The 16,679-nt window shown below is 48.5% G+C and carries 24 protein-coding genes; 13 read left to right on the top strand and 11 right to left on the bottom strand.

Annotation, left to right across the window (positions count from 1 at the left end; genetic code table 11):
- Nucleotides 1-2: 2 nt before the first annotated feature.
- From ftsH to tilS, 3 genes are all read right to left on the bottom strand, one after another.
- A complete protein-coding gene (gene ftsH / locus IPG41_02535) occupies nt 3-1,745 on the bottom strand; it encodes an ATP-dependent zinc metalloprotease FtsH (protein ID QQR55647.1) in 1,743 nt (580 codons plus the stop codon).
- Between the two features lie 193 nt (nt 1,746-1,938).
- Nucleotides 1,939-2,334 (bottom strand): hypothetical protein, encoded by a 396-nt coding sequence (locus IPG41_02530; protein ID QQR55408.1) that lies wholly within the window; start codon nt 2,332-2,334, stop codon nt 1,939-1,941.
- 90 nt (nt 2,335-2,424) lie between these two features.
- Nucleotides 2,425-3,372, bottom strand: a complete 948-nt coding sequence (tilS, locus tag IPG41_02525) for a tRNA lysidine(34) synthetase TilS (GenBank protein ID QQR55407.1) — start codon at nt 3,370-3,372, stop codon at nt 2,425-2,427.
- Between the two features lie 132 nt (nt 3,373-3,504).
- Here tilS and IPG41_02520 point away from each other — a divergent pair, with 132 nt between their 5' ends.
- The 5 genes from IPG41_02520 to IPG41_02500 all read left to right on the top strand — a co-directional run bounded on the left by IPG41_02520 (nt 3,505) and on the right by IPG41_02500 (nt 5,076).
- On the top strand, nt 3,505-3,735 hold the full coding sequence (locus IPG41_02520) for a hypothetical protein (protein QQR55406.1): 231 nt from the start codon (nt 3,505-3,507) through the stop codon (nt 3,733-3,735).
- 53 nt (nt 3,736-3,788) lie between these two features.
- Nucleotides 3,789-4,055: a hypothetical protein gene (locus IPG41_02515; GenBank protein ID QQR55405.1), complete on the top strand. Its 267-nt coding sequence runs from the start codon at nt 3,789-3,791 to the stop codon at nt 4,053-4,055.
- 67 nt (nt 4,056-4,122) lie between these two features.
- Nucleotides 4,123-4,281, top strand: coding sequence for a transposase (locus IPG41_02510; GenBank protein ID QQR55404.1), 159 nt, complete (start codon nt 4,123-4,125; stop codon nt 4,279-4,281).
- Nucleotides 4,275-4,556, top strand: a complete 282-nt coding sequence (gene tnpA / locus IPG41_02505) for an IS200/IS605 family transposase (GenBank protein ID QQR55403.1) — start codon at nt 4,275-4,277, stop codon at nt 4,554-4,556. The genes IPG41_02510 and tnpA overlap by 7 nt, the downstream gene beginning before the upstream one ends.
- Before the next feature lie 82 nt (nt 4,557-4,638).
- Nucleotides 4,639-5,076 carry a hypothetical protein gene (locus IPG41_02500; protein ID QQR55402.1) on the top strand — a complete coding sequence of 146 codons (438 nt, stop codon included), beginning with the start codon at nt 4,639-4,641 and terminating at the stop codon, nt 5,074-5,076.
- Here the strand turns inward: IPG41_02500 and IPG41_02495 are convergent.
- Complete coding sequence (locus IPG41_02495; GenBank protein ID QQR55401.1) at nt 5,073-5,381, bottom strand: RNHCP domain-containing protein; 309 nt, start codon at nt 5,379-5,381, stop codon at nt 5,073-5,075. The two genes, IPG41_02500 and IPG41_02495, sit on opposite strands and share 4 nt — an antisense overlap.
- Before the next feature lie 43 nt (nt 5,382-5,424).
- On the opposite strand from IPG41_02495, the gene IPG41_02490 reads away from it, so the two are divergent.
- The 8 genes from IPG41_02490 (at nt 5,425) to IPG41_02455 (ending at nt 11,876) form a co-directional block, all read left to right on the top strand.
- Nucleotides 5,425-5,868, top strand: a complete 444-nt coding sequence (locus IPG41_02490; protein ID QQR55400.1) for a hypothetical protein — start codon at nt 5,425-5,427, stop codon at nt 5,866-5,868.
- 70 nt (nt 5,869-5,938) lie between these two features.
- Nucleotides 5,939-6,457 carry a type 4a pilus biogenesis protein PilO gene (gene pilO / locus IPG41_02485; protein ID QQR55399.1) on the top strand — a complete coding sequence of 173 codons (519 nt, stop codon included), beginning with the start codon at nt 5,939-5,941 and terminating at the stop codon, nt 6,455-6,457.
- Nucleotides 6,458-6,589: 132 nt separating this feature from the next.
- Complete coding sequence (locus IPG41_02480; GenBank protein ID QQR55398.1) at nt 6,590-7,618, top strand: type II secretion system F family protein; 1,029 nt, start codon at nt 6,590-6,592, stop codon at nt 7,616-7,618.
- Complete coding sequence (locus IPG41_02475) at nt 7,615-8,211, top strand: prepilin-type N-terminal cleavage/methylation domain-containing protein (protein QQR55397.1); 597 nt, start codon at nt 7,615-7,617, stop codon at nt 8,209-8,211. The genes IPG41_02480 and IPG41_02475 overlap by 4 nt, the downstream gene beginning before the upstream one ends.
- Complete coding sequence (locus tag IPG41_02470; protein ID QQR55396.1) at nt 8,201-8,635, top strand: prepilin-type N-terminal cleavage/methylation domain-containing protein; 435 nt, start codon at nt 8,201-8,203, stop codon at nt 8,633-8,635. The genes IPG41_02475 and IPG41_02470 overlap by 11 nt, the downstream gene beginning before the upstream one ends.
- 86 nt (nt 8,636-8,721) lie before the next feature.
- Complete coding sequence (locus IPG41_02465) at nt 8,722-9,312, top strand: type II secretion system protein (protein QQR55395.1); 591 nt, start codon at nt 8,722-8,724, stop codon at nt 9,310-9,312.
- A complete protein-coding gene (locus IPG41_02460; protein QQR55394.1) occupies nt 9,309-10,358 on the top strand; it encodes a hypothetical protein in 1,050 nt (349 codons plus the stop codon). The genes IPG41_02465 and IPG41_02460 overlap by 4 nt, the downstream gene beginning before the upstream one ends.
- Nucleotides 10,359-10,427: 69 nt before the next feature.
- The gene (locus IPG41_02455; protein QQR55393.1) at nt 10,428-11,876 is read left to right on the top strand and encodes a methionine--tRNA ligase; all 1,449 of its coding nucleotides are present in this window, start codon (nt 10,428-10,430) and stop codon (nt 11,874-11,876) included.
- Nucleotides 11,877-11,878: 2 nt separating this feature from the next.
- Here IPG41_02455 and IPG41_02450 read toward each other — a convergent pair whose 3' ends face one another.
- Genes IPG41_02450 through IPG41_02420 form a run of 7 tightly spaced genes read right to left on the bottom strand, consistent with a single transcriptional unit; the run spans nt 11,879 to nt 16,645 of the window.
- Nucleotides 11,879-12,235, bottom strand: coding sequence for a hypothetical protein (locus IPG41_02450; GenBank protein ID QQR55392.1), 357 nt, complete (start codon nt 12,233-12,235; stop codon nt 11,879-11,881).
- Between the two features lie 35 nt (nt 12,236-12,270).
- On the bottom strand, nt 12,271-12,699 hold the full coding sequence (locus IPG41_02445) for a hypothetical protein (protein QQR55391.1): 429 nt from the start codon (nt 12,697-12,699) through the stop codon (nt 12,271-12,273).
- Nucleotides 12,692-13,483, bottom strand: coding sequence for a hypothetical protein (locus IPG41_02440; GenBank protein QQR55390.1), 792 nt, complete (start codon nt 13,481-13,483; stop codon nt 12,692-12,694). Before IPG41_02440 ends, IPG41_02445 begins: the two co-directional genes overlap by 8 nt.
- The gene (locus IPG41_02435; protein ID QQR55389.1) at nt 13,483-14,280 is read right to left on the bottom strand and encodes a hypothetical protein; all 798 of its coding nucleotides are present in this window, start codon (nt 14,278-14,280) and stop codon (nt 13,483-13,485) included. Before IPG41_02435 ends, IPG41_02440 begins: the two co-directional genes overlap by 1 nt.
- Entirely contained in the window at nt 14,280-14,723 is a 444-nt protein-coding gene (locus IPG41_02430) for a hypothetical protein (GenBank protein QQR55388.1), read from the bottom strand. The genes IPG41_02435 and IPG41_02430 overlap by 1 nt, the downstream gene beginning before the upstream one ends.
- A gap of 31 nt (nt 14,724-14,754) precedes the next feature.
- Nucleotides 14,755-15,726, bottom strand: coding sequence for a tRNA dihydrouridine synthase DusB (gene dusB, locus IPG41_02425; protein ID QQR55387.1), 972 nt, complete (start codon nt 15,724-15,726; stop codon nt 14,755-14,757).
- 13 nt (nt 15,727-15,739) lie between these two features.
- Nucleotides 15,740-16,645: a hypothetical protein gene (locus IPG41_02420; GenBank protein QQR55386.1), complete on the bottom strand. Its 906-nt coding sequence runs from the start codon at nt 16,643-16,645 to the stop codon at nt 15,740-15,742.
- Nucleotides 16,646-16,679 lie beyond the last annotated feature (34 nt).

The raw sequence follows: 16,679 nt of genomic DNA, 5'->3' as shown, positions 1-16,679 counted from the left end.
GATTAGGCCTTCTTTTTCGCAGTGCCTTCCAATAGCTCCACAAACTCTTCGCGAGTGAGGGTCTCTTTTTCTTTGAGGGTTTTGGCCAGCAGGGTCATCTCTTTGCGGTGTTTGGTGAGGAGTTCCTTGGCCTTTTTGTAAGCTTTGTCGACGAAGCCCTGCACCTCTTTGTCGATGAGAGCGGCCTTTTCTTCGGAATAATTTTTGACGTGTCCATAGTCGCGGCCCAGGAAGACTTCGTGGCTTTGTTCACCATAAACGGTGGGTCCTACGACGGAGCTCATGCCAAATTCGGTGACCATGCGGCGTGCCATTTGAGTGACTTTTTGAAGATCGTTGGAAGGGCCGGTGGAAACCTGTCCATAGATGAGTTCTTCAGCCACGTACCCGCCCATGCCGGAGGCCATTTCGTGTTCGAATTTTTCTTGAGTGAACAGGTGGGTGTCGTCTTCGGGCATGAACCAGGTGAGGCCGAGGGCCATTCCGCGCGGGATGATGGTCACTTTGCGCAGCGGGTCGCATTCGGGCAGAAGGACGCGAACGAGAGCATGTCCGACTTCGTGGTAAGCGGTGACTTCTTTTTCTTTTTCATTCATCACGTGGGATTTGCGTTCAGGACCCATTTGAACCTTTTCCACAGCCATTTCGATGTCGTGCCCGGTGATTTCTTTTTCGGATTTGCGAGCGGCCATGATGGCGGCTTCGTTGAGCACGTTTTCGAGGTCTGCCCCAGAGAAACCGGGGGTTTGTTTGGCCACATGTTTTAAATCCGTGCCCTTGGCGAGCGGTTTGTTTTTGGAGTGTACTTTAAGGATTTCAGCACGGTCGTTCATGCTGGGGCTGTCCACCACCACACGGCGGTCGAAACGGCCGGGGCGCAGCAGGGCGGGGTCCAGCACATCGGGACGGTTGGTCGCGGCCATCACAATGACGCCGGTGTTGGTTTCAAAACCGTCCATCTCGGTGAGGATTTGATTGAGAGTCTGCTCCCGTTCGTCGTGTCCGCCTCCGACTCCGGTGCCACGTTGGCGACCGACGGCGTCAATTTCATCCATAAAAACGATGCAAGGGGCGTTGCGCTTTGCTTTTTTAAAGAGGTCGCGTACACGGCTGGCCCCCACTCCCACAAACATCTCTACGAATTCAGATCCACTAATAGAGAAGAAGGGCACATTGGCTTCGCCGGCTACGGCGCGGGCGAGCAGTGTTTTACCGTTTCCGGGGCTGCCCACGAGCATCACTCCTTTGGGAATTTTGGCGCCCATGGCGGTGTATTTTCCAGGATTTTTCAAAAAGTCCACCACCTCCACGAGTTCTTCTTTGGCCTCTTTGAGACCGGCCACATTTTCGAAAGTGGTGCGTTCTTTTTCATTGTCGTGCAGGCGTGCGCTGGATTTTCCGAAGGACATGGCTTGATTGTTGCTGCTTTGAGCGCCGCGCATCATGAACCACAGGAATCCGACGATGAAAAGAATGGGTATAATGGAAAGCCCAATGCTCAGCCACATTCCATCGCCCGAGGTGTCGGAGACCTCGATTTTTAAGGTTTCTTTGATGCCTTCTGGAACATTTGCAAGCACTTCATCCACTGTTTGGCCGGCTTCTTTAAAAGTATATTTTTGAGTTTCGTCGGCCAAGAGGTAGTTCACTCGGTTGTCCATCACTGTCACTTCGGTCACGGTGCCATTTTCCACATCTTCAATAAAGGTGGTGAGGGCCACTTGTTCCCAAGGTTTTTGCCCCATGGGGTTCCAAATGGTGTAGAGCGCGGAGATGAGTAAACCCAGCACAAGGATGCCAATGAGGGGACTCGGACCTTTTTTTTGAAGTGCGGTTGCCATGCTTTTTTGGAGGAGTAAAGAGCGGAGTTATTTTAGAGGCTAAGTCAAAAAAAAACCAGAGCAGTGAACGGTGAAAATGGACGAAGTGAATGGACCTCTAGGCAGTAGCTTGGCTCTCTTCATTTAGTGTAGCCGTTACCTCTTGAGCTGCCTGTGTTTGAACAGAGCTTGGGCTTTGTTCCCCGTGCAGGGTCTTCATTGTGGCATTCAACTCTGCAAGGATGGGCGCGAGGTTTGTTTTTTCTCTTTCTTCAGCCACCTTGATGGGTTGATCATAGGCGTATGTTCTGCAAACAAATAGGAATTGAGAGATGAGGCTTGCTAGTCGAGTATTTTGCGGGTTGCTTTTCAGAGCTTCTAGAAGAGCTTTAGCCAAAGGTTGTGCCTTGCTTCGGTCTGTATGGTCGCGGAAGTGGTTCACTCTTCCAGTCAATGATCCAAGGTCGAGTGTATTTTCTGACTCTACTGCATTTTCATGTCCTGCGATTTCCATAAGCTTTTGGGATTAATGGATGCCTGAATTTTACTAAAAAGCCCCTCTTTGGCAAGGGCTAGATGAAACTTTCTTGGCTTTGCCCAAGGCCTAAATCAACTTTGCCCTCTCTTTGCTCAGGCTGAGGAAGCGGTTTTTTTTGCTGCTTGGATCGGTGTTCCACTCGGTTTTTTTGCGGGTTTCGAAAGTGAGGATGGCGTTGTCCCAGCGTTCAAGGGTGGCGGCATCGGGTACGTGACGACCGGTGCTGTCTTGGTACCATCGTTCGAGCACGGTGGCCCTGAGGGGGTAGGGCAATTTGCCATAAGCTTCGCGGGAGAGGCCTTCTTTTTTATCTAGAAATTCTTGCATGAAAGTGAGGGCGGAAGTTTCTAGCATTTTTTGCAGATCCAGCCAGTAGGGTTTTTGCTTTTGCCAACGTTCGGCGAGGCCGGGGTAGACGTGGGTCAAAACAGGGATGATTTTGTTGCGAAGAAAATTGCGAGCCAAGGTTTCATCCTCGTTGGTGGGGTCGTCGCGGTAAGGAATTTCGTGATAGCCGATGTAGGCGTTGATTTCGGCCCGAGAAGTGTAGAGCAAAGGGCGTAAGAGGGGAGTTGAAAAATCGCTGCGATGAAAAGCCATGCCCGATAAGCCCTTCACTCGAGTGCCACGCACAAAATGCAGCATCATGGATTCAAAATCGTCGTCTTGATGGTGAGCGGTGACGATGAAGTCGACTTTGTGTTTTTTTGCTATTTTTTCAAAGAATTCATAGCGTTTTTCACGGCCCCATTCCTCCATGTTTCCGTTGCTGGGCGGTCGAGGTTTGAAGAGTTCGAAGGGCAGTTCCCAACGCAGCATCATGCCTTTTACAAATTCAGCATCGCTTTCGGCGCTGTCGCGCAGCCCGTGGTTCATGTGAGCGGCCACCAATTTTAAATCTTTGCGCTGATTCATCAGTGCGTGCACCAAAGCCATGGAATCTCTGCCCCCCGAAACCCCAATGAGTAAAGTGCTGTCTTTGGGGATTTGCTTGAGTTCAAGGGAGAGTTTCATCTGGATTGAAGCACAGGAGATTTATCTTTAGCATCTCTCACCCTTGCCTTTTTTGCAAGTTTAAGCCGAACAATAGATTGACTGGATTGGTAATTTGGATTAAAACTGCTTCTTAATTTTAAGCTTGATCTTATGGAAGCTTCTCCTTCACCAAATGGGCCTTTACCCAATGCTGCGGTAGTCTTCAAAGAACTTTTGAGCATGGAAGGGGCTACTCCTTCTCTTGGCCAAGCACTAGAATGGGCCGGTTCGGATCCGCATCGGTTTCTTTATCTTCTGGGGGTGACTGACTATTGTGTTAGGAACGAAGGTTGGACTCCTAGGGATGGCGTGCCTCAACAGACTCTTTTGGACCTTTTTTAGACGGGTACGATGAATTCTGTCGTAGCAACCCTGAACGGGAGAAGCAAGGTGCGATGATGGACCCCTTTATGCAGCAGGCTGCACATGCCCTTCAAAATTTTGTTCGCCATCCTTCGAGCTATAGCTATCAAATCCACCTTCTTTTTCAGTTTATTGCTAAAGTGGGTGAAAGACATGAAGCCCTTGTTGGTCCTATAGAGAATCTGTACCAAAATCGAGGGACAGCTCTAGTTGATTTATTGAATTATGCTTATGTCCCTTTGGGGAAGGTGCTTGCTCTGCATCAAGCGGATGGTAGGCATTCTAATCAACTGACGTAGTTCCCCGGGCGTAAGCCCGAGGGATGTAGTGGGTGCCCGCATCTTCGTGGTGGTGTAAAGTGGAGGCATGAAGAAGCTACGAAAAAGCTCACACGCAGTTTTCATCTGTGATTATCACTTAGTTCTGGCGACCAAATACCGTCGGAAGATATTCAACGAAGGTGTGTTGGCTTTTCTGCAGGAAGTGATGAAGGATATTCCAAGTACTATCCGGAACTGGTGGTGAAAGAGGTAAACACGGATTTAGACCATGTACATATTTTAATTTCCATACCTCCACAAATAGCAGTGGGAGAGGTGGTGAGAATAATAAAAGCCAACACAGCTCGTGAGTTGAACATAAAGTTTCCGTTTCTTAGAAAAGTGTACTGGGGGACGAGAAGTATTTGGTCGGCAGGTTACTTTGCCTCCACAGTTGGGATTAACGAGGAGGTCATTCGAAAGTATATCCAACAACAGGGCGAAGAAGATGCGGGCCAAGCGCAGCTTGAACTAGGCTGAAACCCCGAGCGTAAGCTCGGGGAGGTTCATTTTATGGAAAGAAGTGCTTACGGGCAGTGTTGACCCCACCAACCTCACTGTTTTGAGTGCACCGTATCGGTATGTAGTGCCCGGTTGGCGTGTTCCTTTCCTTAGTGAGTATCGTTATAATGTCGCTGTCTTGGGAGCTGGTATGCAGCAAGTGCCTTTTGAAACGCTTAAAGTGCAGCTTCAAGAAATTTTACAAATGGCTGAACAGGAATTTGAAGGAGATATAGGCTTGCCTGAACCTCGTTTGGAACCTTCCTATGGCAATGGATCTCAAGAAAATGTGGCAGCCGGCCTGCGGCTCACAAAAGATACCGCCATTGAAACAGCCATGAAAGTAATCTTGAGAAGAGAAGATCTAAGTGAGGGACAAAGAGCTGAGTTGGAGCTCTTATTTGATGGCCAGGGAGTTTCAGCTTTACGCGAAAAATACTCTCAGTCTTTGAGTGCTGCTCGTGAGTCAAAACCTCGTAAACCCAAATCTCGTCTCTAAATCGGGTTGCGGCTGAGGGCGATGGCTAGATCCATGTTATCATCATCTGCCAATTTATTGCGAACGATTCGAAAACATTTTGTGCATTTATGCAAGAGAATCCATCCTTTTTTTCCGGATTGAGTGAGCCCGATGGGGGCCATGAGAGCACCGCAATTGGAGGCACGGTCGCCCGGAAATTCCGCATCCACATGCTGAGAATAAAGGCAACTCTTGCAATGATTTCGACAACTGCCTTCTTGCCGGGGCACTTGGGCGCCGCAGTTTAAGCATTGAAAAGGCTGATTGATCACTATAAAGTTCATGGCTGAACGCTAGATCTTTTTCAGTCTAGTTCATCCCGCTGCCATGGACAATATTCCTTCGACTTATGAAGCCCCTCGTGGGCGCTTGCTTCCAACGCTTGTGATCTTCCTGTTCATCCTTGGGCTGTTTTACACCCTTTACCTTTTTTTGAGTACGCACAGCTTGAACAATTCCGTGGCGAATTTAGAAGAAAACAAAGTGGGTTTGCAGCGTAAGATTGAGGTGTTGAACGATCAACAGATTCAAGAATTGTACAATGCGGAGCAATTGACAAAGAAGATTGAAGAAAATTCCGTGCATTGGTCCCAGGTGCTCACGCGCTTGAATGCGTTGACACCGGTGGGGGTCTTTTTTGCCAGTTATGGACTCAATGAAGATGGCTCCATTCAGGTGACGGGTTATGGCGACAGTTATGCTTCTGTGGCCGATTTGATTGCCGCCATGGAAAAGCGGAGGATTTTGTGGGGCCTTTTGTGCCTTCGGTGACCCGAGGCAGCACCACGGATGGACGCAGTATTGCCAGTTTTAGCCTTAGCATCCATTTGCCCAACAATTGATGAAAACCAGCCAATCTTCTCAACTCATTTCCATTTTCTTGCTCTTTTTGATCATTGTGGGAGCCGTGGTCTTTGTGCTGCCCATGCGCGATAAAATCACTGCTTTAAAAAGCCAAGAAGCCGTCTTAGCCGAAGAACTCCAAACTTTGGATACGCAATATGAAGCGCTTTCGACGCTTTCTAAGGAAGTTTCGCAAAGCGAAACCACCAAATTGAAACTGCTTTCGGCGGTGCCTAAGGGTTACGATCAAGACGCCTTGATTTTAGAATTGACGGATTTGGCAGCGCAAACGGGTTTTACCCTCAATGCCATTAGCTTTTCTGCCGGTACCAGCCAAGATTACGGCAAGATTTTGAGTGTGAGCAGCAGTGTAAAAGGTTCTTTTGAACAAATGATTGAATTTTTACAACTTCTTGAAGGGGCGGACCGTTTGATGCGGATCACATCTTTGAGTGTGCAACGTCTCAGTGCCAGTGAAGTTGGGTTCAATTTGACCCTTGAAGCGTATTACCAATAGCAGCATGGCGCATCCTTCTTTATCCAAGCCCTCTGAAAAAGAAGTCTCTGTGGTTTACGGAGTTTACAATTCCGCTGCCCAACCGTTTTCGGTGCGGATGAATGACTTTTTTATTGATCGAAAAAAGTTTCCGTGCAAGAAAAATCCTACTTTTTTCATCTGCTTGCCGTGATGCTGGATGCCGGAATTCCCATTATGAAAGCCTTGAAGGTTTTGTCGAAAAAAACCGACAACCCCCGTTTTGCACGCATCATCAATACTTTGGCTTATGATGTGGAGCGAGGAAAATTGCTCAGTCAATCCATGACCAAATTCCCCGACGTTTTTAAAGATGCCGAAGTGGGCATTGTGCGCAGCGGGGAGAGCATTGGAAATTTGGCCAAATTGCTTTTTAAACTCGCCAAGCAAACCCAGCGGTCTCATCTTTTGTATTTGAAAGTGCGAGGAGCGCTCATTTACCCCGCGACGGTGATGGTGGCTCTATTGATTTCGGGGGCCATTGTGGTGCGAGTGGTGATTCCGCGCATCGATCAATTTTTCACTCAATCCAATTTTGAATTGCCGGCTCTCACGCATTTTGTGCTGAGTTTCGGTCGTTTTGTGGTGAATTTCAGTTGGCTCCTGGCCATTGGTTTTGTTTTTTTAGGCTTGCTTTTGTCTTTTTACATCAGCACCGAGTCGGGGCGACGACGTTACGATGAGTTTTTGCTGTCGGCTCCTTTTTTCAGCGATGTGGTTCGCAAACTGAATGTTTCGCGTTTTGTTCAAATTTTGAGCTTGCTCATTGAGGCTGGGGTTCCTATTCACGAAGCCATTCGCATTGCTTCCGGTTCCATGACCAATGTTTTGTATAAAGATTATTTGCTCACTTTAAAAACCGATGTGGAACGAGGTGAGAAAATTGCAGAAAATTTAGCTGAGGCGCCCTTTCTTTTCCCCGAGACGGTGGTGGCCATGATTGCGGTGGGTGAAAATTCCGGGCAAATTGCCAGCATTTCTGAAAAATTGGCCAGCCATTATGAAGATGAGGTGGAAAGTTCACTCGAGACCTTCACCACTTTGCTGGAACCGATTGTGATTGTGATTGTGGGCATCGCGGTGGGAGTTTTGGCTTTGGCTCTTTTGGGCCCCATTTTCTCTTTATCCACCTTGGTTTCATGAGGCAAAAACGCCCTGCTTTTACGCTTTTGGAAGTTTTGATTGTCATGCTCATCATTGGGATTTTAACTTCTGTTTTGATCCTGAATTTTCAAGGAGTGCGTGAACGCCAAGAGCTGTCTCTTTTGGCCGATAAAAGTTTAGCCCTTTTGCAGCAGGCTAAGGCCGAAGTGAGTCGTGGAAAAGTGATGCTGGATGAAACGGGAGAGGCGCAGTATTTGTGTGAAGGGGGACTCTTTGAGGTGGGCGAAGTTCCGCGTTGGGTGGAGGCCCCGTCTGAAGCCGCTGGGACCTGTGATTTCACTCAGCTTTCCACTGAGGATTATGCCTTGAGTTCAGGCAATGCCTTCGTGGGGAGCATAGAAGTGGGGGAGACAAGTTTGGACGAGATTTTGGTGTTTTTTGTGCCTCCGTCTGGGGAACTTCAGTTTTATGATATTCGCGGCAACACCGAATATGACGGGGAAATGGAGCTGCGTTTTGAAACGGCCACTTTTGCTACGGAGGCGCTTTCGGGTCGTTTTGTGCTTCGGGCTTCGGAAGACACGGGCTTTGCTCAATTGCTACTCGATAATGAGTCCAACAATGAAGAATAAAGCTGCCTTCACTCTCATTGAAACCATTATAGCCATCACGCTCACCACCGTGGTGATGACCGCTGTGACGGGACTTATTTTAAGCACTTTGAGAGCCAATCAGCGCAATCTCAGAACGGTGCAGGCCACTTTTCTTGCTCAAGAAGGCTTGGAGGCGGTTCGCTTCATGCGCGATTCGAATGTGCTGCAAAATTATGCTTGGGACTCGGGTTCCGATTTATGGATGCAAGACTTCCATGTGGAGGCGCTTTCGCCCAGCCTGACTTTGTATTTGGTTCCTAAATTGTGCACGGTTCCCACTCCTTGTTTTCAAGTTTCTAACAGTGCGGAAGATGCGAGGGTCACTTTGGACAACGGATTTCAATTTGAGCGACAAGTCGACTTTCATTTGCTGTATGATGAGAATGAAAATCCTCGCCCTTGATCTATGGAAGTGCTGTCCACCGTGAGCTGGCAAGAAAGTGGCGAGACGAGTTGCGTGAAAATTTCTACTCTTTTAACCGACTGGCAATGAATTCCTCTCGAACTCGTGCGGCATTCACTCTCATTGAAATGATCATTGCCATTACGGTGTTCACGATTTTCATTGGCTTTGCCATTTCGACTTATTTGGTTTTTCATCGTTCCAATCAAGATGCCCTCACACAGCGCAGTTTACTCATGGAAGCCGAGGCTTTGCTCAACGAAATTTCGGATGCCGCTCGTGAAAATCGCATCGATTATGTGACGTATGCGGATCAAAATGTTTTGGGCGGGGAGGGGGCTTTGGAGGTGGAGACGCTTTATTTGGTGAGTCCGGATGGGCAAGAAAGGACGGTTTATTCTTGGGATGCTGAGCAGGAAGCATTGAGCATGCAGCGTTTGGATGCCCTGGGAAATGCCCTCACGGAGGCACAAGTGCTGCATTCTGAAAATTTGACTGTGAGTGATGTAAACTTCAGGATTTTTCCATCGCAAAACCCTTATGAAAATCGCAGCGAAGATGCGCTTCAATATCAGCCCATGGTCACTTTTACGCTGAATTTCAGCATGCCCGGTCGCATGGATGAAGAAATTCAATTGGAGCTCCACACTTCTGTCACTAGCCGCTTTTATCAATGAAAATCTGCACTGACTTTCGTCGCTTTGCTTCTGTTCGTTCCCCAAGGGCGAGTGCGCTTTTGCTTTCGTTTTTCCTCATGTCCATTTTGATTTTGGTGGCGATTTCCGTCTCGGTTTTGGTGCTGCGAGACATGGGTACGGTGCGCACCATTGTGGGCGGTACTCAGGCCTATTATGCGGCAGAAGGCACGACCGAATTGGGACTTTATGAACTCAAAAAAAACTTGCCGGGTTACGAACCCACTTATGAAGATTTGCTTTTTTTGAGCCACGCCAATGGGGATTTGAACAGTTTGGCTCGCTCTGGAAATTTGGTGGTTCCTTGTGAAGATCAGGGGGAGCAGTGGCATGCGCTGGCGCAAAACGAATCGGTGCAAATCCCTTTATTTGCTCAAACCGATGCGGCGGGTACTTTGGAACCTTCCGATGGAGCTTATATGAATTTTTATGTGGAATTTTATGCAGGTTTGGAAGAGGGCACGGTGGATTTGGCTTCAGTGCCGGTGCGCGATGTGCTACGCTGGAAGGTCTTGGGACGCACGGGCAGCAGCACGGCTCCGGGGGCCACTGAGGCGATGTCGGAATACATTCCTCTTTACAATGAATTGGGTTTTTATGATTCTACTTCTCCCACCAAGTTTGGCACTGCCGATTTGGGCGGTTTACCTCCCGGTTATCAAGATGGAAAATTCTATTCTTCTTCGGGGGCTAATTTTGATGCGGGTTACCCCATTTCCACTTTTTTGAGCGGCCATGTTTTCAATTATTTGGTGCTCACGAACATCGTCACAGAATCAACTGAAAATGAAACGATTTTTTATCGTTTTCGCTCCATGGATTACGAGCCGGTTTGTGAGTATGTGGAACTCGCTGCCAGCGGATCTTCGACTTATGGCTCTGCTCGCCAAGATTTGAACACCTTGGTGAGGGAAGGGGAAAATCTTCCTGTTTTTGACTTTGTTATTTATCACACCAACCCCGAGGAAACGGAAACAGCTGCAGTTTCGACGGTGCCCGATTGGGCTGCGGTTTTGCTGAGCGAGTGAAGGCCTGAGATGCTCTTCCAAACGAGGGGGCTTTTCGGTATGCTCCCTTCATTGATTCCTTTATCATTTATGTCCAAATTCTACCTTACCAATGCCATTGCTTATGTGAATGCGGGGCCGCACATGGGGCATGCCCTGGAGCTGTGTCAGGGGGATGCGCTGACACGTTACCATCGCATGATAGGGGACGAGGTGCTTTTTATGGTGGGGACGGATGAGCACGGCAGTAAAATCGCTCAAGTGGCGAAGGAAAAAGGCATGGAGCCTCAGGTGCTCACAGATCAAAATGCGGCGCTTTTTATGCAAATGAATCAAGCTTTTTCTGCGGCCAATGATGATTTCATTCGCACCACCAGTGATTTGCATAAACGAGGAGCTCAAAAAATTTGGAAACTCATTGAAGCGGCTGGAAAATTTTATGAAAAAGAATATGAAGGCAAATATTGCACCGGTTGTGAGGCCTTTGTTTTGGAAAAAGATTTGGTGGAAGGCAAGTGCTCCATCCATTTGCGAGAGCCGCAAGTTTTGAAAGAAAAAAACATCTTTTTTAAGCTCTCGGACTATTCGGATGCCATTGAAGAAAAAGTGAAGTCGGGGGAACTTGAAATTCGTCCTGAGTCGCGTCGCAATGAATTCTTGTCGCTGCTTAAAGAAGGTTTGCAAGATGTGAGTTTTTCGCGTCCCAAATCCAGCCTCACTTGGGGCATCGACGTGCCCGGAATGGACGATCAAGTGATGTATGTGTGGTGCGATGCGCTCACCAATTATTTAACGGCGCTCGGTTATGCGGATGACGATGCAAAGTGGAAAAAGTTTTGGCCGGCGGATGTGCATTTGATTGGCAAGGACATCATTCGTTTTCACTGTGGAATTTGGATTGGGATGCTGATGGCCGCGCAGCTGCCTTTGCCCAAAGCGGTTTATGTGCACGGTTTTGTGACCAGCGAAGGTCAGAAGATGAGTAAAACTTTGGGCAATGTGGTGAACCCCATGGAATTGGTGGACCGTTACGGAGTGGATGCCGTTCGTTATTATTTGTTGCGTGAAATTCCCAGCGATGGAGACGGAGATTTTTCACAAGAACGCTTTAAAACAGTTTATAAAGATGAACTGCAAAACACCTTAGGCAACTTGCTGCGCCGCGTTTTGACTTTGGCCCTTAAGCATTTTGAAGGAAAGGTGCCTCAAGGGGATGGCAAGCTTCAAGATTCCATCGATAAGGCGTGGAAAGGTTTTCATGAAGGTTTTTTGAGTTTCGATATCAAAGGGGCATTGGAATCGGTGATGGAACTCGCTCGAGCCGCAAATTTGTATGTGGATCAAGAAAAACCGTGGGAATTGGCCAAGACCGACAAAGCACGCCTCGAAAGCGTGCTTGGCAATTTGATTGTCGTGTGTCGTGAACTTGGAAGGATGCTGGCGTCTGTGATTCCAGATGCGTCACACAAGATGCTGCTGCAACTTGGCGAAGACCATCTGCTTTTGCAGGAAGCGCTATTCCCTCCAATGGCGGAGTGAAATTATTCTTGGACTTCCAACATGGCATCCATGAATTCTTCGGGAGTTCCTCCCACTTCGGCGATGCCTTCTTTGCAGGATTCTGACATGCTGTCTAAGGCTGCTGTTTTGATGGCCTGTGCGTCTGCCGTGCCTTTGATGGAACTGAGGTAGGCGTCGAAATCATCCAAGCTTTCCCAGCCCTGTTCTTTCAAGAATTCATCGCTTTTTTGAGTGATTTGATCGAAGGTGACGCTTTCGTCGAAAAGCAGGCAGCTGACTTGAGCCATGGCGATGCCGGCTTGGTCGGTTTTACTTTGGCCGCTGCTGCAAGCAGTCAAGGCGAGGGTGGCGAGGACTAAAAACGTGAGGTTTTTCATAAGATAGAATAAAAATAAACACGCCAATCCTAATGTTATCTTGTGGAAAAGTCCACTTGTAAGATCAGAGAGATGACGCCTTGTACAACGGAGTAAGAAAGAAGGATGATGATGAGTCCGGCCAAAGACCAAAACACTCCGCGTTTTCCACGTTCGATGCGTTCGTCTTTACCAAAGGCAAAGATGTAATTGGCTCCGGCTAAAATCACAAAAATAATGGCGATGGTCGCCATAAAGAGCAAAACTTGGCTCACCATGCTTCCCACAAAAAGAATGATGTTTTGGGTGGCATTGAGTTCAGGGTGCTCGGAGTTTTCCGTGTCGATGGGTTCGAAACCTGGCAGGTTGTCGGGGCGTGTAATGTCTGGAATTTGTATGACTGCCCAAGCGCCTTGAGTCAGACTCCAGAACAGGGCACTGGCCATTATGCTCAGCAAGATTTTTTTGAAGAGAGATTTATTCATTTTGCATTTCGGTAAAAGCGTCGTCTGTAGTGGTGCTGCTGTCTTGATTGAAGTTGAGCGTCACGATGCCATAAACAATGGCGTAGCCCAAAGAGACCAAGCCTAGCGCAATGGATGCGTAAAGGACGATGGTTTTTGCCTTAGTGATTTCTTCTTCATTTCCTCGTCCAATCACAATGAGGACGCCACCATAAAGCAAGGCAATGAAGAGCAAAAAGCCCACAAAATATAGGATGTTGGTGACCACGGCGGGCACAATTTCTCCAAGAAAATCTCCGCTGGGCAAGGAGACTCGTCCTTGCTCATCATGGCTTTCGATCAGCGTTTCCACGTCGGGCAAAAGAATGCTGGGGTCCCGTTCCACGTCCACGGCGTAGGCAGAGGGAATCCAAGAGGTTTCGCTTTCTTGAGGCAGAGCCACCGAAACCACAATAGAAACAAGGGCATAAGAAAGCATCACAATGATGAGGCCGAGTATGCTGTAACGCAGGTTGGTTTTTCCGCGTCCGATTTTAGTTTCGTCTCCATAAGCCGTGAGCATTTGAATTGCCGCAATGAGGATGCCCATGAAGGCGGTGAGGGCTAAAATTCCAATGCCGATGTTGATGGCTTTGGGCACCGCCGTGTCCAGTACGTAATCTTGAAGTAGGCCACCCGTGGTTTCTGGAGGAGGGGTGGGCAAAAAGTCCGGCGCCGGAATGAGGGGCACTTCTGTGACCGCAGCGGTGGCCAGAGGGACCGCTAAGGTGAGGACCATGAGCAAGGTGAGCAGTAGTTTTTTCATCAGCCGAAGAAGTCAGGATTAATGCTGTAGAGGATCAACGCCGAAAGGAAAAGCAGAATGATTCCCGAAAGAGCTTGAGTGATTTTTTGTTTGGCTTCTGAAATGTCGCCGCTGACGCCCGTGGCGCTGATGCGCACGCCATTCAAAATGATGGTGGTCACGGCCATGGAGCCCACCAAGAAGGCGCCAAAGGTGAAAATTTGTTTTACATACAGCTTCAAAATGCCCATTCCGGTGTCAGCGATGAGCCATTGTTGCAGTTGGCAGTTGGTCCTTTCGCCTAGGGTGTTGGCGCCGTTTTCTATGGCCTTACATTCGTTGAGCGTTTCGGTGTAGAAAGTGCGAGTTTCATAACAAGTTGTGACCTCGGTGTTGTAAGAAAGGCAGCAGAGGCCTTGATAGAGGTTGATGATGCGGTCTTCGTTTTGGTCTCCGTCAAGAGTGGCACTGCTGACCACTTCTGAAATTTCAGTGATCACTTGACTGGTGCAATCTCCTTTTTCAATCATTCCGGTGGCGGGATTGTTTTGTCCACAATAATTGGTATCTGTTTCAGCTTCTGAATTTTCTTGTGTGGAGGGGGGATTGTAGGCTTCTGTGTAGCGCGTCTCATATTCGTTCGATTTTTGTGTGACCTCTTCACTCAGGGCTTGCCCGGTGCTGCTGGTGGGACTGCCTTGTATCCCTAGCATCCCAAAGTTACAAACCCCTAAATTCATGGTGTCGGCGAAGGCGATGGGTGCAATGCTGAACATCCATAGACAAGGAGCGAGAATGAGGAGGGCAAAGAGACGCATCAGTAGAAAAACGATTGAATAAAGACGGTGATGTAATAGGCTAAAAAGGCAAAGACCAAGCCTAAAATGGCGGGCACAATCATGCCTTTTCCTTTTTCCAATTTTCCTTCATCTCCGTTGGCGGTGACCAGCAAGACGCCGCTGTAAAAAATGACCAAAAAAGCAAAAGTACCGATGAGCAGCATCAGTACATTGATGGCTCGCATAATGATGGCCATGGGGACGTTGCCGCCGGTGTGTTCCTTTGCGTAATCTTTGATATTATCACTGATGGTGGTGCTGCCGTTGATGGTGCTCTTTCCAGTCGTTGTATCTTCTTCTTCGTCGATACTGAACACATCAAACACATTGAAGTTGCTCGTGGTTTCGGCAGAGACCATAGCGGGTTGCACGAAGCTCAAAGTTAAACTGAGCAAGGCGGTGGCGAGGAATTTTCGAACCATGGCGTAGGGGTTCAATCTTTGTAAGTATACCTTATTTTTGGCATTCAGCCAAGGCACTCAGCACGCGTTTGGCTTCTTCTAAAGTGGAAATTTGCACGACTTGGGCGCGAGCCTCGCTCGCGCCATCGAAACCGCGGATCAAATTCACGAAATGTTTGCGCATTTCTTTCATGCCATGTTCTTCGCCTTTGTATTCTGCCAAAAGCTCTGCGTGGCGCAAATAGGTGGGCAATTTTTCTTGAAACGTTTTGGGAGGCACATAGGTTTCGCCGTAAAAATCTGCCGCAATTTCAGCCATGAGCCAGGGGTTGCCCATGGTGCCGCGACCCACCATCACGCCATCTAGGTTGCCGAGTTTTTCACGAGCATCGGCCACGCTGCGAATGTCTCCATTCCCAATCACTGGGATTTTTAGATTCCGTTTCACCTCGTAAATGGGTTCCCAGTCGGCTTTACCGGTGTACATTTGTTTGGCCGTGCGACCGTGGATGGTGAGCAGTTGAATGCCGGCGCTTTCGAGGTCTTTGCAAAATTGAACGAACCAGGGTAGATCCAATTGATCCGAGCCAATGCGTGTTTTTACAGATACCGGAACTTGAGTGGCTTTCACCGTGGCTTCCACCAGTTCTATCGCGCGGCAAGGTTTTTTTAAAAGGGCGCTGCCGTGGTCACTGGACACCACTTTTTTTGCAGGACAGCCCATGTTGATGTCGATGGCATCGATGCCCATCTCTTCGATGATTTTGGCGGCTTTGGCGAAATGCTCAGGCTTCTTCCCAAAAATTTGAGCCACCAAAGGGCGCTCTTCGTTCGGGTTGAAGTCCAGTTGTTTTAAGGTCATTTTGCTGCCGTAGACCAGGCCGTCGGCGCTGGTGAACTCGGTGAAGCAAATGACGCGCGGCTCAATGCCTTTGATGAGCTGACGATAGGCGGTATCGGTGTAGCCTGCCATGGGGGCCAGCGCCAGAATGGGACGTTTTAAGTTGTTCCACGAGAAAGCCATTTTCCACTCGATTTTATTTGCTGCTGCCAATGAAACTCACATTGTCTTGAGCAATGTCACGGTAGTTTTCGTAATTTTTTACGCTTTCACCCACGTTCCATTCGTAACCCACTCCTTTGCTGTCTTCAAAGAGGGCCGAGAGGATGTAGTACTGGTTGGATTTCCCAAACTTGCTGTCATAAACTGCATACATATAACCGAAAGGTTTGCCTTCGACATCCACCTCACCTTGTTTGGGATCGCTGGGCACTTCGCTGAATTCATCACTTTCCACAAGAATGCGTTCTAAATCGTCCGCTTCGGGGTATTTCCCTTTGTTTTGGCGGTACGCTTCAATGACGCTGCTGATGGCGGTCATTTGTTCCACTCGCTCTTCATTGTCATCTAAATAGGCTGTGTCTACAGGTACGGATTGATTCACGTCTGAGTTCCCGTTGCCAGCAATGGTCTCGTTTCGTTCTCGATCGGCAAGGTACCAAATGAGGCTTCCACCCAGCACCACCACCAGCACTGCTGGAACGAGCATGGCCAAAAAGAGTTTGCGCTTATCCAAGCTTTCGTTGAATTCTTCGCGCAAGGGGACAGCGCTTTCTCGACTTGTGGCTGCACTTGGGGCTGGCATGGCTTCGAAAGGGGGACGGGCTTCATTGGCTTCCTGGCGTTCCTCCACTTGCAGATTGGCAAGAGGGTCGTTGTTGGGAGCTAGGGGAGTGCCATTTTGAGGGGCACTGCTTGGAGCCATGGTGGCTTCGTGACGGCGTTGTTCCGCCATTTTCATGAGCGCAAGGGCGCGTGAATTTTCGGGCTCCATCTCTAAGATTTCGGAACAGCCTTGAATCACTTTGTCGTATTCGCCGGCGTTGAGCCAGGATTGAATGTGGTTTAAAGCTTGAGTGAGACTGATGGGATTGTTGTCCATGGGTCGAAATTTTGTTTTAGAGTAGACCGAATCG

The organism is Candidatus Peregrinibacteria bacterium (genome assembly GCA_016699145.1).
In the GTDB taxonomy this organism is placed as follows: domain Bacteria; phylum Patescibacteriota; class Gracilibacteria; order UBA1369; family 2-02-FULL-48-14.
The sequence above is the reverse complement of the archived record's forward strand: the minus strand, read 5'-3'. Positions and strand labels throughout refer to the sequence as shown.

Coding starts and splice junctions, on each gene's coding strand:
- ftsH (QQR55647.1), bottom strand. CDS start 1,745: ATGGGGCAAAAACCTTGGGAACAAGTGGCCCTCACCACCTTTATTGAA.
- IPG41_02530 (QQR55408.1), bottom strand. CDS start 2,334: ATGGAAATCGCAGGACATGAAAATGCAGTAGAGTCAGAAAATACACTC.
- tilS (QQR55407.1), bottom strand. CDS start 3,372: ATGAAACTCTCCCTTGAACTCAAGCAAATCCCCAAAGACAGCACTTTA.
- IPG41_02520 (QQR55406.1), top strand. CDS start 3,505: ATGGAAGCTTCTCCTTCACCAAATGGGCCTTTACCCAATGCTGCGGTA.
- IPG41_02515 (QQR55405.1), top strand. CDS start 3,789: ATGATGGACCCCTTTATGCAGCAGGCTGCACATGCCCTTCAAAATTTT.
- IPG41_02510 (QQR55404.1), top strand. CDS start 4,123: ATGAAGAAGCTACGAAAAAGCTCACACGCAGTTTTCATCTGTGATTAT.
- IPG41_02495 (QQR55401.1), bottom strand. CDS start 5,381: ATGAACTTTATAGTGATCAATCAGCCTTTTCAATGCTTAAACTGCGGC.
- IPG41_02490 (QQR55400.1), top strand. CDS start 5,425: ATGGACAATATTCCTTCGACTTATGAAGCCCCTCGTGGGCGCTTGCTT.
- pilO (QQR55399.1), top strand. CDS start 5,939: ATGAAAACCAGCCAATCTTCTCAACTCATTTCCATTTTCTTGCTCTTT.
- IPG41_02475 (QQR55397.1), top strand. CDS start 7,615: ATGAGGCAAAAACGCCCTGCTTTTACGCTTTTGGAAGTTTTGATTGTC.
- IPG41_02470 (QQR55396.1), top strand. CDS start 8,201: ATGAAGAATAAAGCTGCCTTCACTCTCATTGAAACCATTATAGCCATC.
- IPG41_02465 (QQR55395.1), top strand. CDS start 8,722: ATGAATTCCTCTCGAACTCGTGCGGCATTCACTCTCATTGAAATGATC.
- IPG41_02460 (QQR55394.1), top strand. CDS start 9,309: ATGAAAATCTGCACTGACTTTCGTCGCTTTGCTTCTGTTCGTTCCCCA.
- IPG41_02455 (QQR55393.1), top strand. CDS start 10,428: ATGTCCAAATTCTACCTTACCAATGCCATTGCTTATGTGAATGCGGGG.
- IPG41_02450 (QQR55392.1), bottom strand. CDS start 12,235: ATGAAAAACCTCACGTTTTTAGTCCTCGCCACCCTCGCCTTGACTGCT.
- IPG41_02445 (QQR55391.1), bottom strand. CDS start 12,699: ATGAATAAATCTCTCTTCAAAAAAATCTTGCTGAGCATAATGGCCAGT.
- IPG41_02440 (QQR55390.1), bottom strand. CDS start 13,483: ATGAAAAAACTACTGCTCACCTTGCTCATGGTCCTCACCTTAGCGGTC.
- IPG41_02435 (QQR55389.1), bottom strand. CDS start 14,280: ATGCGTCTCTTTGCCCTCCTCATTCTCGCTCCTTGTCTATGGATGTTC.
- IPG41_02430 (QQR55388.1), bottom strand. CDS start 14,723: ATGGTTCGAAAATTCCTCGCCACCGCCTTGCTCAGTTTAACTTTGAGC.
- dusB (QQR55387.1), bottom strand. CDS start 15,726: ATGGCTTTCTCGTGGAACAACTTAAAACGTCCCATTCTGGCGCTGGCC.
- IPG41_02420 (QQR55386.1), bottom strand. CDS start 16,645: ATGGACAACAATCCCATCAGTCTCACTCAAGCTTTAAACCACATTCAA.